The 15,865-nt window shown below is 65.1% G+C and carries 11 protein-coding genes; 7 read left to right on the plus strand and 4 right to left on the minus strand.

What is annotated here, in order from left to right; genetic code table 11:
• Nucleotides 1-7 precede the first annotated feature (7 nt).
• Complete coding sequence (locus M2351_RS38290) at nucleotides 8-1,096, minus strand: hypothetical protein (RefSeq protein ID WP_264661215.1); 1,089 nt, start codon at nucleotides 1,094-1,096, stop codon at nucleotides 8-10.
• A 110-nt stretch (nucleotides 1,097-1,206) separates the two neighbouring features.
• On the opposite strand from M2351_RS38290, the gene M2351_RS38295 reads away from it, so the two are divergent.
• From M2351_RS38295 to M2351_RS38325, 7 genes are all read left to right on the plus strand, one after another.
• Nucleotides 1,207-2,283: an IS5 family transposase gene (locus tag M2351_RS38295; protein WP_264656639.1), complete on the plus strand. Its 1,077-nt coding sequence runs from the start codon at nucleotides 1,207-1,209 to the stop codon at nucleotides 2,281-2,283.
• 1,000 nt (nucleotides 2,284-3,283) lie between these two features.
• Nucleotides 3,284-4,774, plus strand: a complete 1,491-nt coding sequence (gene arcD, locus M2351_RS38300; protein ID WP_264661216.1) for an arginine-ornithine antiporter — start codon at nucleotides 3,284-3,286, stop codon at nucleotides 4,772-4,774.
• Nucleotides 4,775-4,842: 68 nt separating this feature from the next.
• A complete protein-coding gene (locus tag M2351_RS38305; RefSeq protein WP_264661217.1) occupies nucleotides 4,843-6,072 on the plus strand; it encodes an arginine deiminase in 1,230 nt (409 codons plus the stop codon).
• A gap of 35 nt (nucleotides 6,073-6,107) precedes the next feature.
• Nucleotides 6,108-7,112, plus strand: a complete 1,005-nt coding sequence (locus tag M2351_RS38310; RefSeq protein ID WP_264661218.1) for an ornithine carbamoyltransferase — start codon at nucleotides 6,108-6,110, stop codon at nucleotides 7,110-7,112.
• Nucleotides 7,113-7,116: 4 nt separating this feature from the next.
• Nucleotides 7,117-8,055 carry a carbamate kinase gene (gene arcC, locus M2351_RS38315; RefSeq protein WP_264661219.1) on the plus strand — a complete coding sequence of 313 codons (939 nt, stop codon included), beginning with the start codon at nucleotides 7,117-7,119 and terminating at the stop codon, nucleotides 8,053-8,055.
• Nucleotides 8,056-8,099: 44 nt separating this feature from the next.
• Nucleotides 8,100-9,593, plus strand: a complete 1,494-nt coding sequence (locus tag M2351_RS38320; RefSeq protein ID WP_264661220.1) for a Na+/H+ antiporter NhaC family protein — start codon at nucleotides 8,100-8,102, stop codon at nucleotides 9,591-9,593.
• A gap of 260 nt (nucleotides 9,594-9,853) precedes the next feature.
• Nucleotides 9,854-11,077 carry a porin gene (locus M2351_RS38325; protein WP_264661221.1) on the plus strand — a complete coding sequence of 408 codons (1,224 nt, stop codon included), beginning with the start codon at nucleotides 9,854-9,856 and terminating at the stop codon, nucleotides 11,075-11,077.
• 32 nt (nucleotides 11,078-11,109) lie between these two features.
• Here M2351_RS38325 and M2351_RS38330 read toward each other — a convergent pair whose 3' ends face one another.
• The 3 genes from M2351_RS38330 to M2351_RS38340 all read right to left on the minus strand — a co-directional run bounded on the left by M2351_RS38330 (nucleotide 11,110) and on the right by M2351_RS38340 (nucleotide 15,769).
• The gene (locus M2351_RS38330; protein ID WP_319801969.1) at nucleotides 11,110-13,593 is read right to left on the minus strand and encodes a phosphoketolase family protein; all 2,484 of its coding nucleotides are present in this window, start codon (nucleotides 13,591-13,593) and stop codon (nucleotides 11,110-11,112) included.
• Nucleotides 13,594-15,042 (minus strand): S41 family peptidase, encoded by a 1,449-nt coding sequence (locus M2351_RS38335; protein WP_264661222.1) that lies wholly within the window; start codon nucleotides 15,040-15,042, stop codon nucleotides 13,594-13,596. It lies immediately after the preceding gene.
• A 454-nt stretch (nucleotides 15,043-15,496) separates the two neighbouring features.
• On the minus strand, nucleotides 15,497-15,769 hold the full coding sequence (locus M2351_RS38340) for a hypothetical protein (protein WP_264661223.1): 273 nt from the start codon (nucleotides 15,767-15,769) through the stop codon (nucleotides 15,497-15,499).
• Between the last annotated feature and the right edge of the window lie 96 nt (nucleotides 15,770-15,865).

The raw sequence follows: 15,865 nt of genomic DNA on the forward strand, positions 1-15,865 counted from the left end.
GCAGTCCTCAGCAGGGCGCCGTCAGCCCAATCCAAGCCATCAGCGTACGAAATGACCCGCATTCCGGGGTGGAGAGCGCCGCCGTCGGGCGAATAAGGGAGCCTCGCACCGCTTCGGTGTCGAACACGCCTTTCGGTTGCGTCAGGGCACGGGCGACCTCGACGGCAATGGCCTGCCGCACCGCGATCATCGTGTCGGGTTTCGCCTCCCGGCGGATGTTGTCGGCCCAAAGGTAGCGGCGGCTCTGGCCGTCGCTCAGCACAGTCGTGACCTGGACCTGTTCGCCGGACTGGTTGATGCTGCCCCGAAGCACGTAATCCATACGAACGTCAGGCATTCTTATGTGCAACGGCGGTGGGGTGGGTTCGTGGTTGTCCGCCCCGAACACACGCACTCTTTGGGACTGGACGAGGGCCCCGGCCAAATCTTCGGTGAAGCCATCGGCAACGACGTCCTGGGCCGGGTCGCCGGTGCCGTTGGTGAAGGGCAGCACCATCAGCGAGGGCGCGCGCGTGTCGCTGAACGAAGGCTCCAGCAATGCCAACCTCGTCCGGAATGGAACGCCCAACACCATGGGCACAAGGAGGGCTGTCACGAACACCAGGACTGCCGCTGTGATAAGAACGAGACGTGGATTGATCGTGTGCGCGGTGAACACGGACCGTGGGGGCGGCGTGGCGACCGGCTGGTTCGCCTTGGGAGCGCCGCTCCAAGAGGCGACAACGGGCGGAGCAAGGGTGCGAGCCACGCTTACACTTTGTTGTTCAAGGGCGGGAGGGGCGTCGCTCCCCACGAGAAAGAAACATGGGACATAGCTGCCCTTGGGGATGGTGATCCGAACCTGGGTGTCGGCCCCCTCAGTGTCGTAATAGCGCTCCAAGCTGCGGCGAATGCGGCCGGCTTGGATGCGGACGATCGGGTCGAGCATCGAATCGAAATCGGCGTCACGGTCGAACACATCCAGCGCGATGGCGTAGCCCTTGATGTGGTCGGAGCGTCCGGCCAGAGCTTCATTCACGACAAATTGGATGAAGCGGCGCTTGCGGGTGGAGTTGCGGAACTCCCGGCTGGCAAGAATGCGCTCCAGGGCCGCCACGATCAGCTCGCGCGGAATGGTGTCGTTTAGCAGGACGCGGAAAAAGGCTTTGCCCGGCCGGGCGGTCGTGATTCCCTCCGGTCGTGGAGAAAGCGGCCGGCGAGGGGACGATGCGGGGTTCGGACGAACGCAGCGAGGGTCTGTTCAGCTACGTAAGTTGCGAGGCGCGGGTTCCGGCCACCCACCCGCTGCGAGCGATCCGGGCCATCGTGGATGAAGCGCTGGAGGTGATGTCGCCAGCCTTCGAGGGTCTGTACTCGAAGATCGGACGGCCTTCGATCCCGCCGGAGAAGCTGCTGCGTGCGCTGCTGCTCCAGGCCTTCTACTCGGTGCGTTCGGAACGCCAGTTGATGGAGCAGTTGGACTACAATCTGCTGTTCCGCTGGTTCGTCGGCCTGTCGATGGATGCCCCGGTGTGGGACGTGACGGTCTTCACCAAGAACCGTGAGCGTCTGCTGGCCGGCGATGTGGCGGCCAAGTTCCTGGCCACCGTGCTGGGCCAGCCGAAGGTCAAGGCGTTGTTGTCGGACGAGCACTTCTCGGTGGACGGCACGTTGATCGAAGCGTGGGCCTCGGTGAAGAGCTTCCGGCCCAAGGACGGCAGCGGCGAGCCGCCGGGCCCGGGGCGCAACGGTGAACGCGACTTCCATGGCGAGAAGCGGTCCAACGAAACGCACGCCTCGACCAGCGATCCCGAGGCGCGGCTGTACCGCAAGGGCCACGGGCAGCCGGCGAAACTGGCCTTCATGGGCCACGCGCTGATGGAGAACCGCCACGCCCTGGTGGTCGATGTCCGGCTCACCGCGGCCACCGGCTTGGCCGAACGCGAGGCGGCGGTCTCCATGGTCGAGGCCATTCCCGGGCGCCACCGCATCACGGTGGCCGCCGACAAGGCCTATGACACCAAGGATTTCGTGGCGAACCTGCGCGAGTTGGGCGCCGCCCCGCATGTCGCGCAGAACACCAGCAACCGCCGCTCGGCGATCGACGGCCGGACCACCCGTCACCCCGGCTACGCCGTCAGCCTTCGGATCCGCAAGCGGATCGAAGAGGTGTTCGGTTGGATCAAAGCGGCCGGGCTGCGCAAGACCCGTCACCGAGGCACGGCTCGCGTCGGCTGGATGTTCACCCTGACCGCTGCCGCCTACAACCTGATCCGCCTGCCCAAGCTGCTGGCTGCAGCGTAATCGTGCCCGGAGTCCGCCTGAACGGCGGCTCCGGGAGCCTCGGAGCGAGGAAAAACGCTCCATCCCGACCAAAACGGGCGTTCAAAACGCCATCTTCAAGCCTCAGCAGAGGCGAAGGCGCTGCATCGGCCCGTTTTTCCGCATCCTGTTAGGAAGCATGGCATGGGTGTATTCCTTCTTGGCGCCTGACATCCGGTGGACGACCAACGGGTTCAGGATCGCAAAGGAGCCTCGCAGAAAGTGCGCGAATGTTTTGCTAAAAACTTCAACGATTGGTTTGTGAATAAACCCTCTTGTCAAAGAATGTGTTTGCAAACGTCTATTTTTCAAAAATTTAAGATACTGCGATGTAGTTAAGCATCAATACAAAGTAGCGCGCGCTTTATCGTATTGCTGATTTTGCAATCGGAGGAATACACTTAGAAGTATAATTTCCATCCACTCAAAAGTTCGGTGCACTACCTTATTGAGGCCGTCACCCGTCCGCCCGCTTTCGGCGCGGCCGGTGACTGTGGTTCCGCTGGTGGGGCAAAACGCGCCGCCGAATTGAGAAGCACAGGCTCGGCATCCCCAAGGGCGTTTGATGCTGACGGAGAAAAGGCTGGCGGGACGGGTGCGGCAGCCAAAAATCACATCGACGCAGCTGTCCCGACCTGAAAGTTGGAATCAATATTCGTGCTAAGAGCGCAGTCCCAGGCAGACAAGGCTGTTTATTCGCAACTGCAAATTCGCAACTGCGAAATAAGCAGTGCCGAGGCAATTCCCCTCTCTTAGGTTACCGAAAAGCAGATGTGAAGTTACCGTAACATTCTGTTGCTGGCGGCGTGTCCGCAAATTGCGCCGCTCTGTCTGCGTGGTTTATCGTCGTAATGGGCAGCTTCGAGAGCGGCGCAGAGGCTGCGCGGAAACCGTATCAATCTTCTGTGACAGTACCCTGGAGCTTAAAATTTGGGCTTCCACCCGAGGACGGCAGGGAAATGCGGACGGCGGGGAGACGGCGATGACGACGGCGGACGTGAACGGCTTGGCACCAGTGGGCACGGTTGATGCGGCGCAGACGCAGAAGTCACACAAGCTGACCTTGCTCCCGCTGGTGGCGCTCGTCGTCGGTTCCATGATTGGCGGCGGGGTCTTCAATCTCCCGTCGGACATGTCCAAGGGCGCGTCGCCCGGTGCCATCCTGATTGGCTGGTTCATCACTGGCATCGGCATGCTGATGCTCGCCTTCGTGTACCAGAGCCTGGCCGTGCGCAAGCCCGACCTGAACGCCGGCCCCTACGCCTACGCCAAGGCCGGCTTCGGACCGTTCGTCGGCTTCAACAGCGCCTGGGGCTATTGGCTGAGCGCCTTTCTGGGGAACGTGGCCTACGCGGTGGCCATCTTCTCGGCGCTGTCCCACTTCTTCCCCATCTTCGGCGACGGCAACAACCTGCCCTCCATCGTCGGCGCGTCGCTGTGCCTGTGGCTGATCCACGCGCTCGTGCTCGGCGGCATCAAGCAGGCGGCCTTCGTGAACGTCGTCACCTCGATCGCCAAGCTGGTGCCGTTGTTCCTGTTCGTCCTGGTGGCCATCGTCGGCTTTCATTGGGATCGCTTCACAGTCGATTTCTGGGGAAGCGGCGCCGGAGCCGGCACGGGCGGCCTCGGCTCGGTCTTGCATCAGGTGAAGAGCACGATGCTGGTGACCCTGTGGGTGTTCATCGGCATCGAAGGCGCCAGCGTCTATTCCGCCCGCGCGGCCCGCCGCTCCGACGTCGGCCGGGCGACCGTGATCGGGTTCGTCGGCGCGCTGGGAATCTATGTGCTGGTGTCGCTGCTGGCGACGGGCGTCCTGCGGCAACCCGAACTCGCCGACCTCAAGGTGCCCTCCATGGCGGGCGTGTTCGAGTCCCTCGTCGGCCCGTGGGGCGCCGCCCTGATCAACATCGGCCTGGTGATCTCGGTCGGCGGCGCGTTCCTGTCCTGGACGCTGCTGTGCGCGGAGATCCCCTACACCTGCGGCCGCGACGGAACCTTCCCGAAATGGTTCGCCGCCGAGAACGCCAACGGGTCGCCGGTGAACGCCCTGTGGGCGACCAATCTGCTGATCCAGCTCTTCCTCGCCCTCAGTTTCTTTTCGCGCGGCGCGTACCAGTTCTTCTACTTCATCGCCTCGGTCGCGATCCTTCCCCCCTACGTCCTGTCCGGCGCCTATGCGTTGAAGCTGGCTCTGACCGGCGAGAGCTACGGCAGCGAACCGCGGACGAAGGGCATCCTGATCGGCGCCTTGGCGACGGCCTACGGCCTGTGGCTCGTCTACGCGGCCGGCCTCCAGTACCTGCTGATGTGCGCGGTCCTCTTCGCGCCGGGAATCCTGGTCTATGCCCGGGCCCGGCGCGACTGCGGCGAGCGCGCCTTCACCGGCGTGGAGATGGTCATCGCGGCGCTCATCGCCATCCTCGCCGTGCTCGCCGCCTGGCTCATGTGGACCGGCACGATCAGCCCCCTCTGACGGTACACGACAACCGCACAAGGCCCGCGCGCGGAATCCTTCGGGCCATCTAAGCAGGGAGACGCGTCATGTCTGAAGTCGGCGTGCACTCGGAAGTCGGCAAGCTGCGGACCGTCCTGGTTTGCCGGCCATCGCTGGCGCACCAGCGCCTCACCCCCGGCAACTGCCACGACCTTCTGTTCGACGACGTCATCTGGGTGCACGAGGCGCAGAAGGACCACCACGACCTTGTGCTGAAAATGGAGGAGCGCGGAGTCGAGGTTCTGGACCTGCACGACCTGTTGGCGCAGACGCTCGACGATCCACAGGCGCGGAAATTCGTGCTCGACCGCCGCGTCACCGCCAACACGGTTGGTCTCGCCGCTGTGGAGGTCATGCGCCCGTGGCTGGACGAGATGCCGTCCAGGCAGCTCGCCGCCCATCTCATCGGCGGCTTCGCCATATCGGACCTGCCGGACAACAGCGTGAGCGTGCTGCTGCACGAGGCGTTCGGCGGCACCGACTTCGTGCTGCCGCCGATCCCCAACACCCTGTTCCAGCGGGACCCGTCCTGCTGGATCTACAACGGTGTGACCTGCAACCCGATGTTCTGGCCGGCCCGCAAGCCGGAAACGCTGCTGCAACGCGCGGTCTACAAGTTCCACCCCCGCTTCCGGGGCGGCGGCTTCACCATCTGGTGGGGCGACAGCGACGAGGACTTCACCGGCGCCTCACTGGAGGGCGGCGATGTGATGCCGATCGGCAAAGGCGTCGTCCTCATCGGCATGGGTGAGCGCACCAACCGCCAGGCGGTCGGCCAGGTGACCCGCGCGTTGTTCCGCAACAACGCGGCGTCGCGGGTCATCGCCTGCCTGATGCCGAAGAGCCGCGCGGCCATGCACCTGGACACGGTCTTCTCGTTCTGCGACCGCGATCTGGTGACGGTCTTCCGCGAGGTCGTTGACCAGATCCGCTGCTACAGCGCCCATCCCCTGGACGACGAGGGACGCTTCGAGGTGCGTCCGGAGGCGGCGCCGCTGCTGGAGGTCGTGGCCGAGGCGCTGGGCTACCCCAAACTCCGCGTCGTCGGCACCGGCGGGAATGCCTACGAGGCGGAGCGCGAGCAATGGGACGACGGCAACAACGTCGTCGCCTTGGAACCCGGCGTGGTCGTCGCCTACGACCGCAACACCCACACCAACACGCTGCTGCGCAAGGCCGGCGTCGAGGTCATCACCGTCCGTGGGGCGGAACTCGGCCGCGGCCGGGGCGGCGGCCACTGCATGACCTGCCCGATCTGGCGGGAGCCCGCCGACTGACGGACAGCTGCGAACACCAAACCCGGAGGGAAACGATGAGCTTCAATCTGCGCAACCGTTCGCTGCTCACCGTCCAGGACTACACGCCGCGGGAGTTTCGTTATGTGCTCGACCTGGCGCGCGACCTCAAGCGTGCGAAGTACGCCAGGACCGAACAGCAGCACCTGCTCGGCAAGGAGATCTGCCTGATCTTCGAAAAGACGTCGACGCGGACCCGCTGCGCCTTCGAGGTTGCCTGCCACGACCAGGGGGCCAACGTCACCTACCTCGATCCCGCGGGCTCGCAGATCGGCCACAAGGAATCCTTCAAGGACACGGCGCGCGTCCTCGGGCGGATGTACGACGCCATCGAATACCGTGGCGCCGCGCAGGGTGGCGTGGAACAGCTGGCAAAGTATGCGGGCGTGCCGGTCTACAACGGCCTCACCGACGAATACCACCCGACCCAGATGCTCGCCGACGTCATGACGATGCGCGAGCACAGCGACAAGCCGATCGCCGACATCAAGTACGCCTATGTCGGCGACACCCGGTCCAACATGGGGCACTCGCTGATGATCGTCGGCTGCCTGATGGGCATGGACGTACGCATCTGCGGCCCGCAGAGCCTGTGGCCGTCGGAGGAGTACACCGCCATCGCCCGCCGGCTGGCAGCGGCGTCCGGCGCGCGGCTGATGATCACCGACAACACCACCGAAGCGGTGGCCGGGGTCGACTTCATCCACACGGACGTCTGGGTTTCGATGGGCGAGCCTAAGGAGGTGTGGCGGGAGCGGATCGCGCTGCTGAAGCCTTATCAGGTCAACCCGGCGCTGATGGCGGCCAGCGGCAACCCGCAGGTGAAGTTCATGCACTGTCTGCCGGCCTTCCACGACAGCGAGACGACGCTGGGCCGGCAGATCGCCGAGGACTACGGGATGCCCGACGGGCTTGAGGTGACCAACGAGGTCTTCGAATCGGAGGCGAACATCGCCTTCGAGCAGGCGGAGAACCGCATGCACACGATCAAGGCGCTTCTCGTCGCCACGCTGGGAGAATGAGGCCATGCGCGTCGTCGTCGCTCTGGGGGGCAATGCTTTGTTGAAACGCGGCGAGCCGATGACCGCCGACGCGCAGCGCCGCAACGTCCGGATCGCTGCCGAGGCCATGGCCCCCGTCGCCCGGGAGCACCAGCTGGTGATCAGCCACGGCAATGGGCCGCAGGTCGGGCTTCTGGCGCTCCAAGGCGCCGCCTACCGGCCGGACGAGGCCTATCCGCTGGACGTCCTGGGCGCCGAAACCGAGGGCATGATCGGCTACATGATCGAGCAGGAGCTGGGCAATCGGCTGCCGTTCGAGGTGCCCTTCGCCACGCTGCTGACCATGGTGGAGGTCGATGGCGACGATCCGGCCTTCGGCGATCCGACCAAGTTCGTCGGGCCGGTCTACGGCGCCGCCGAGGCCGAGCGCATCGCGGCCGAGAAAGGGTGGGTGTTCAAGCCGGACGGCGCGTCCTGGCGGCGGGTCGTTCCGTCGCCTGCGCCCAAGCGCATCTTCGAGATCCGGCCGATCCGCTGGCTGCTGGATCATGGAACCGTCGTGGTCTGCGCCGGCGGCGGCGGGATCCCCACCATGTACCAGCCGGGCAAGGAGCGGACGCTGGTCGGCGTCGAGGCGGTGATCGACAAGGATCTCTGCTCGGAGCTGCTGGCGCGCGAACTGGACGCCGACCTTTTGATCATGGCGACGGATGCCGAGGCGGTGTTCCTCGGCTGGGGAACGCCGGAGGCGCGGGCCATCCACCGCGCGAGCCCGGAGGCGATGGGCCAACACACGTTCCCGGCCGGGTCCATGGGGCCGAAGGTGGACGCCGCCTGCCGGTTCGCCATGACCACGGGCCGGACCGCCGCGATCGGGGCGCTCGCCGACATTCCGGCGATCGTGCGCGGGGAGAAGGGCACGCTGATCGACAAGACCTTCACGGCGATGAGTTGGCACGGGTGAGTTGGTACGGATAGGGAGGCGATCCGGAAAAGGGGGCTGCGGTCATGACGAACCACGTCTCGACACCGACCGGGGAACGGCGGGAGGTACGGCGACCCTCGCTGATCGATGCTCTGATTCCGATGGTCGCCCTCATCGGGCTGCTCGCGCTGTCCTACCTGCTGTTCGGCAAGGACGCCTCCGCCGGGCCGAATCAGGTGGCCCTGCTGTTCTCCGGGATCGTCGCGGCGGGCATCGCCTACAAGAACGGGATGCCCTGGGACGGGTTGCGCCAAGCCGTGGTCGATGGCATTGCGACCGGCCTCGCGGCCATCATGATCCTGCTGGCGGTGGGCGCGCTGATCGGCACCTGGGCGCTCAGCGGCACGATCGTGGCGATGGTCTATTACGGCCTCCAGATCCTCAGCCCCCACTATTTCTACGCGACGACCGCGCTGATCTGCGCCCTGATCGGCTTCAGCATCGGCAGTTCCTGGACCGTGGCCGGCACCATTGGCATTGGTTTGATGGGTGTGGCGGCCAGCATGAACCTGTCGCCGGAGATCACGGCGGGCGCGGTCATCTCCGGCGCCTATTTCGGCGACAAGGCCTCCCCGCTGTCCGACACCGCCAACTTGGCGACCGCGGTGACGGGATCCGGGATTTACGAGCACATCCGGGAATCGCTGTTCACCTCGGTTCCCGCCCTGCTTATCGCGGTCCTTCTCTTTGGAGCGCTGGGAGCGCCCGGCGATTTCGACGCGAGCGCCATGCTGTCCGGCATCGAAAGCCACTTCACGGTGTCGCTGTGGGCCTTCTCGCCGCTGCTGCTGGTCCTTGGCCTGTCGATCGCCCGGTTCCCGCCCTTCGTCACGATCTTCTTCGGCGCTCTGGCGGGCGGAATCCTGGCGGTCATCCAGGAACCGGCGCGCGTCGTCGCCTTCGCCGCCGCACCGGAGCTGCCGGTCGCTCTGGCCGGGCTGAAGGGGGTGTGGACGGCGCTCGCCAACGGGTATGTCGCGCACAGCGGCAACCAAGCCCTCGACGTCATCCTGACGCGGGGCGGCATGTCCAGCATGATGAACACGGTGTGGCTGATCATCACCGCGCTGTCGTTCGGCGCGACGGTGGAGCACGCCGGGCTCCTCAATCGGCTGATCGATCCGGTGATCCATCGGATGCGGTCCATTGGCGGGCTGGTAGCGGCGGTCGTCGCCACCTGCGTGGGCGCCAACATCATCACCTCGGATCAGTACATTGCGATCGCCTTGCCCGGCCGGCTGTTCAAGGCGGAATTCGCCAAGAGGGGCCTCGCCCCCGTGCTGCTGTCGCGCGTCGTCGGGGACTCGGCCACCGTGACCTCGCCGCTGATTCCCTGGAACAGCTGCGGGGCCTACATGGCCGCGGCGCTCGGCGTGTCGGCGACCGGCTTTGCCGCCTACTGCTTCTTCAACATTCTCAATCCGCTCATCACCATTCTCTTTGCCGTCTGCGGGCTGCGGGTGTGGAAGAGGGCCGTGGACACGCCGCCGGGCGACGCTCCGCCGTTGCGGGGCTGACCATCCGGAATGGATAGCCCCGAAATGCCTTGCGCCTTGCTGAAGTGGCGTTTGAAAACCGTCCGTTTCATTGATCATAGTGATTTCAAGACGACAAAGCGGTGATGCGGCGTTCGTCTGCGCTTCTTTTGTCAGCCATCTTGCCTTTGAGCATCGATTGGGCCGCAGTTTGGCGGTCGCGTCTTACCGGCGCCGGTGGAATGGTTCCGTCTTTTGGCTCAACACGCTGAACGATCGCTGCCAGGAGGGAGGGGACAATCATGAACCGCTATCTGCCGGCGGGCTGCGCCGCCGTCGCTCTGGCGATGGGGGCCGGCGGGGCCAACGCCCAGGCCAAGTACGAAGTGAAGATCGGCGGCGATGCCTTCTTCGAGGCCGGCTTCGTCAATCAGGACCGCGACTCCGGCCTGCGCTCGACCGAGTTCCGCAACCGCTTCCGCGTGAACATCATCCCGACCGCCAGGGCCGACAACGGCCTGGAGTATGGCGGCCGCGTCCGCGTCCGCGCCGCCGGCTCCACCACCAACGTCAACGCCGACCGCGCCTACATCTTCGTGCAGGGCACGTTCGGCCAGATCCGCCTCGGCGTGTCCAACTCCTTCAACGACGAGACCTTCATCTCGACTCCCGGCGATTACCTGCCGACCAGCATCGTGGATCTCGATCAGGTGACGAACTTCGTCGGCTCGACGACGGCCGGTCAGTCGATCAACCCCGCGAACGGCCGGTACCAGGGGGCCGACGTGGCCGGTGGCGTCGCCGAAGCCGTCAACGCCGCCAGCATTGTCTGGCCGTCGCTGACGCCGGAAGCCAACGCCACGAAGATCCTCTATTTCTCGCCGCGCTTCGCCGGGCTGCAACTCGGCGCCAGCTACACGCCGCGCAACGACTCCTTCAATCAGGACGTCAACCGGCTGAAGGCGTCCTCGGCCATCGCCAACCAGGGCGTCACCAACATCTTCACCGATCTGGTCGAGATCGGCGCGAACTACGAAAGCACCCTCGCCGGCTTCGACGTCAAGGCGAGCGCCGGCTATTACTGGGGCACGTCGTCGGACAGCACGGTGCCCGCGGACTCCTTCCGCGACCTGAACGCCTGGCAGGTCGGCGCGCAGTTCGGCTACGCCGGCTTCGCCGTCGGCGGCAGCTACACCAGCTTCGGCAAATCCGGCCAGAACAAGCGTACGGGCTTCTTCGCCGAGGACATGTACAACTGGACCGCGGGCGTGCAGTACACCACCGGCCCGTTTGTGGTGGGCGCGAACTACAAGTACGGCGTCGACCCGGGCTCCATGGTCACTCCGGGCAGCCGCCGGGTGCAGGTCTACGAGGTTGGCGCCGGCTACACCGTCGCTCCGGGCCTGAGCGTGCATGCCCAATATGACTACGTGCTCGCCAACAGCGACCGTCCGGAGACGGTGATCACGGGCTCACCGGATGACAAGGCGCACGTCATCGTGCTCCGTACGATCATGGCGTTCTGATCGTGCGCTGAAAGGGCCGGGACGTTGATCGTTTAGACGTTGTCGGGCTCGGTCGAACCGGCTCCCCGCGCCGCCGTGGTCTGCCCCCAGGTCCAGCCGGAAATCTCGGGCATGTCGTCGCCATGCCGCCTGATGTAGTCCTTGTGCTCGATGAGCTTGTCGCGGATCGCCTGCTTGGCGTAAGCGGCGCGGGGGCCCAGCTTCGGCACGCGATCGATCACGTCTCCGACCAGATGGAACCGGTCGAGTTCGTTCATGACGCACATGTCGAAGGGCGTGCTGGTGGTTCCTTCCTCCTTGTAGCCGCGCACGTGAAGATTACGATGGCCGGCGCGTCGGTAGGTCAGCCGGTGAATGAGCCAGGGGTAGCCGTGAAAGGCGAAGATGATGGGCTTATCCGTGGTGAAGAGCGCGTCGAAGTCCCGGTCCGGGAGGCCGTGCGGATGCTCGCTGGGGGGCTGCAGCGTCATGAGGTCAACGACGTTGATGACGCGGACCTTCAACTCGGGAGCGTGCCGGCGGAGAAGATCGACCGCCGCCAGCGTTTCCAAGGTCGGCACGTCCCCGCAGCACGCCATCACCACATCCGGCTCGCCATCGCGGTCGTTGCTGGCCCACTCCCAGATTCCGAGGCCGGCGGTGCAATGCTTGACCGCCTCGTCCATCGTCAACCACTGCGGGGCGGGCTGCTTGCCGGCGACGACGACGTTGACGTAATTCCGGCTGCGCAGGCAATGGTCGGTGACCGACAGCAGGCAATTGGCGTCGGGCGGCAGATACACCCGGACCACCTCGGCCTTTTTGTTGACGACGTGGTCGATGAATCCCGGATCCTGGTGGCTGAAGCCGTTGTGGTCCTGTCGCCAGACGTGGCTGGACAACAGATAGTTCAGCGAGGCGATGGGCCGCCGCCAAGGGATGTGGTTGCACACCTTCAGCCATTTGGCATGCTGGTTGACCATCGAATCAACGATGTGGATGAAGGCCTCGTAGCAGGAGAAGAAGCCGTGCCGGCCCGTCAGGAGATAGCCTTCGAGCCAACCCTGGCACTGATGCTCGCTGAGCATCTCCATGACGCGACCATCCGGAGCAAGGTGATCGTCCCACGCGTAGGTCTCAGCGATCCACGCACGGTCGGTGGCCTCCAGCACGTCCTGCCAGCGGTTGGAGTTGTTCTCGTCCGGGCTGAAGAGGCGGAAGTTCCGCGCCTCCATGTTCAGCGTCATCACATCGCGAAGAAACTGGCCCATGACCCGGGTGGACTCGGCCGTCGTCGCGCCGGGAGCCGGCACCGCGACGGCGTAGTCGCGGAAATCCGGAAGGCGGAGGTCGCGGAGAAGCATTCCACCGTTGGCATGCGGGTTGGCGCTCATGCGGCGCGTGCCATGCGGCGCAAGGTTGGCGAGTTCGGACCGAAGACGCCCATGGTCGTCGAAAAGCTCCGTGGGACGGTAGCTCTTCATCCAGTCTTCGAGAAGCCGCACGTGGGCCGGGTTGTCCTGCATGCCTCCCATAGGGACCTGGTGCGAGCGCCAAAACCCCTCCGTGCGTTTGCCGTCGATCTCCTTCGGGCAGGTCCATCCCTTGGGGCTGCGGAACACGATCATGGGCCAGCGGGGACGCTCCGGGATGCCCGTCCGACACGCATCGTCCTGAATCCGTTGAATCTCGGCAACGGCGGCGTCCAAGGTAGCGGCCATGAGTTCGTGCATGGCGTCCGGTTGCTCCCCTTCCACGAAGTACGGGGTGTACCCGTAGCCGCGGAAAAGCTGGTCCACCTCCTCGTGGCTGATCCGGGCCAGGATGCTGGGATTGGCGATCTTGTAGCCATTGAGGTGCAGGATGGGCAGAACGACGCCGTCGGTGAATGGATTGAGCAGCTTGTTGGAATGCCAGCTCGTCGCCAGCGGCCCGGTTTCCGCCTCCCCATCGCCGACAATGCAGGAGACGATCAGGTCGGGGTTGTCGAAGGCGGCCCCGTAGGCGTGCGAGAGGGCATAGCCAAGTTCGCCGCCTTCATGGATCGAGCCGGGGGTCTCCGGCGCCACGTGGCTGGGAATGCCCCCCGGAAACGAGAATTGTTTGAAGAGGCGTTTCATGCCCTCTTCGTCCAACGAGACGTCGGGGTAGACTTCGCTGTACGTGCCCTCGAGATAAGCGTTCGCGACCATGGCCGGCCCGCCGTGCCCTGGGCCGGTGATGTAGATCATGTTCAGATCATACCGCCGGATAACGCGGTTCAGGTGCGCATAGATGAAGTTCAAACCGGGCGTGGTTCCCCAGTGTCCCAGCAGCCGCGGTTTGATGTGTTCCTTAGTAAGGGGTTCTTTGAGCAACGGATTGTCATAGAGATAGATTTGGCCGACGGACAGATAGTTTGCGGCCCGCCAGTACGCGTCCAGGAGCGCTTTTTCCTGTTCCGAGAGCGTCTGTGCCATGTTCGCCTTCCTTTCCGTCCCGGCGTGATGAAGCCATCTTGTGCGGCGTAACGCCGGACCCACCCACCACCAACGCACTCATTCCGTCATGGCTTTTTCGAATCGGTGCATGCGGATCGCGGCAACGGCACAGTCCAGCGGACGATCCGCTCCGGACTGGGCTGGCCGCCTGGCCACCTCGGGACAAAGCTCAGCCATGGCCCAGGTTCGTGGCGGCGGTGGTGCAACGGCGTCGGGATCGCAGGTTGCCGGGTCGGGATGCGTCTCCTCGGCCACAGCCATCCTGGGCCATGTGCCCGACGGAGGGGGGCGGCCAGCCGGGCTGATGGCCACGTTCGGCACAATACCGAAGCATTCCACCGGACCGCCGGACGGTCGGAAGTAGCGCGCCGTGGTCAGCCGAAGGCCGTCGCCACCGGCCAGTTGGAAGATCGTCTGGACCGAGCCTTTGCCGTAGCTGCGCCCGCCGAACAGCAGCGCCCGGTCATGGTCCTGCAACGCCCCGGCGACGACCTCCGCTGCGGACGTCGTGCCGCTGTCGATCAGCACCGCCAATGGCAGGTCCTGCGCCACGTCGTCGCGCGTACCCCCGTAATAATGCTGCACGCCCGATGCACGGCCCCGGGTGGACACGATCTCCACCGCGCCAAGGAAGGCGTCGGCGACCCTCACGCCTTGGTCGAACAGGCCACCGGGGTTATCCCGCAGATCCAGCACAACGCCGGCCAGTTCACCGTCGGTCTGGTGCCTCATCGTATCGAAGGCTTCGTGGACAAGGCGGCTGGTTTGCTCATTGAAGTGGGTGATCCGGATATAAGCGACGCCATCCTCAAGCCGGTGAAGGACCGGCTCAGAACGCACGATGGTCCGTGTTACGGACACGAACAGGGGACCATCGCTGCCCGGGCGCAGCAGCAGCAACGCCACGCTACCGCCGGACGGACCACGCAGGGTCATCACCGCCTCGTGCAGGCTTAATCCCTTCACCTCGCGGCCATCGATCCGAGCGATCAGGTCGTCAGCCCGCACCCCGGCGCGGGCCGCGGGTGTGGTTGCGTCGGCGCTGACGACGCGGAGCAGGCCGCTTCCATCATCCGGCGTGACCACAATTCCCAAGCCGGGGAATTCGCCATGCATCTGATCGCGAACGTCGCGCGCGTGCTCGGCGTCGAGAAACCCCGAATACGGGTCGAGGGAGGTCAGCATGGCATCGATGGCGCTCTCGGTCAGAACCCGTTCGCTGGCGGCCCGGTCGTCCTGTTTCTTCTTGAGCAATCCTGATACCGCCGTGCCGACCAGCCGATCCGGATCAGCCGGCCTGATGTGGGACGACAGCACACGCTGCAGCACATCGGCGAAGAGGACGTAGTTGGGATCGGACGTCGCGGGCGGCAGAGCACTCGGCCGCATTGCGGCGAAGGCGACCCGATACCGCTCGAGCGCGGCGTCAGTGTGATCACGTTCGGCCGGAAGCATCGCGCATGCGGCTTGGAAACCCATCGCCAACGCTAGGACGAACAGCCTCAACCTGCGAGCCCGGCATCCTGCGTGCCTCGGCGATGCCGGTCGTGCGGTGCGGCGGGCCGGGATATCGCGACGGTCTTCCATCATGGCCGAGAGACCACCTTGCTCTGCGTCGCCGACATACGACCGCCAGTGTCCCGGAGGCAATGTCCCGGAGCCCTCGGGTGACGCGCATGTTGGCGATGAAGGGACCGGTTCCAGCATTGAACCGCACCGGCGGCTCGGTTCAGAAGTAGCACGAGGGGCGGCGGGTCAGGCTACGGTAACTCCATGATACGGTAACACGGTGCCCTTTCCCGCATGCTGCACGGGCATGCTGCACGGCGGGCCATTTGCTTCGTGTCATGCCCGGCGACGGCGGACGATGACCTCGTGCTGGGAATGGCTTACGAGCACCAACAACGTTCGATCGGTTCTTCCGATGCCTCCGAACACGTCAGCGCCCGAGCCGTTGGCCCTAATAGCCGGGTGGCGGTGCCACGGTGATGTAGGACGCGGTTCCGTTGACGTAGGTGCGGTTGTACCAGGTGCCACTGCAGCCGTAATAGCTCACGCTTCCGGCCTCCACGACCGTCGGCGCGCACGGAAGCACGGTCACATAGGTCGGCGACGCCGTCGCCGCCCCGGCGATGTAGCCGGCCGTCGCTCCAATCGCGGCCCCGGCGAAAGCCCACCCCCAATCATCGTCCCAATCATCATAATCGTGGTGATAGTCCCAATGGTTCGCCATGTTCTGCGCCGCGTAGGATCGGGCTTCGGTCCGTTCGCTCTGCCCCTGCTGGCGGGCTTCGGTGCGCTCGGTCTGCCCCTGTTGCCGCTCCGCTTG

The sequence above is a fragment of the Azospirillum canadense genome, from assembly GCF_025961225.1.
Lineage (GTDB): Bacteria > Pseudomonadota > Alphaproteobacteria > Azospirillales > Azospirillaceae > Azospirillum > Azospirillum canadense.

Bases quoted from the DNA above. Each gene is read 5' to 3' on its own strand.
- M2351_RS38325 (WP_264661221.1), top strand. From the start codon at position 9,854: ATGAACCGCTATCTGCCGGCGGGCTGCGCCGCCGTCGCTCTGGCGATG.
- arcC (WP_264661219.1), top strand. From the start codon at position 7,117: ATGCGCGTCGTCGTCGCTCTGGGGGGCAATGCTTTGTTGAAACGCGGC.
- M2351_RS38320 (WP_264661220.1), top strand. From the start codon at position 8,100: ATGACGAACCACGTCTCGACACCGACCGGGGAACGGCGGGAGGTACGG.
- M2351_RS38340 (WP_264661223.1), bottom strand. From the start codon at position 15,769: ATGGCGAACCATTGGGACTATCACCACGATTATGATGATTGGGACGAT.
- arcD (WP_264661216.1), top strand. From the start codon at position 3,284: ATGACGACGGCGGACGTGAACGGCTTGGCACCAGTGGGCACGGTTGAT.
- M2351_RS38310 (WP_264661218.1), top strand. From the start codon at position 6,108: ATGAGCTTCAATCTGCGCAACCGTTCGCTGCTCACCGTCCAGGACTAC.
- M2351_RS38305 (WP_264661217.1), top strand. From the start codon at position 4,843: ATGTCTGAAGTCGGCGTGCACTCGGAAGTCGGCAAGCTGCGGACCGTC.
- M2351_RS38295 (WP_264656639.1), top strand. From the start codon at position 1,207: ATGCGGGGTTCGGACGAACGCAGCGAGGGTCTGTTCAGCTACGTAAGT.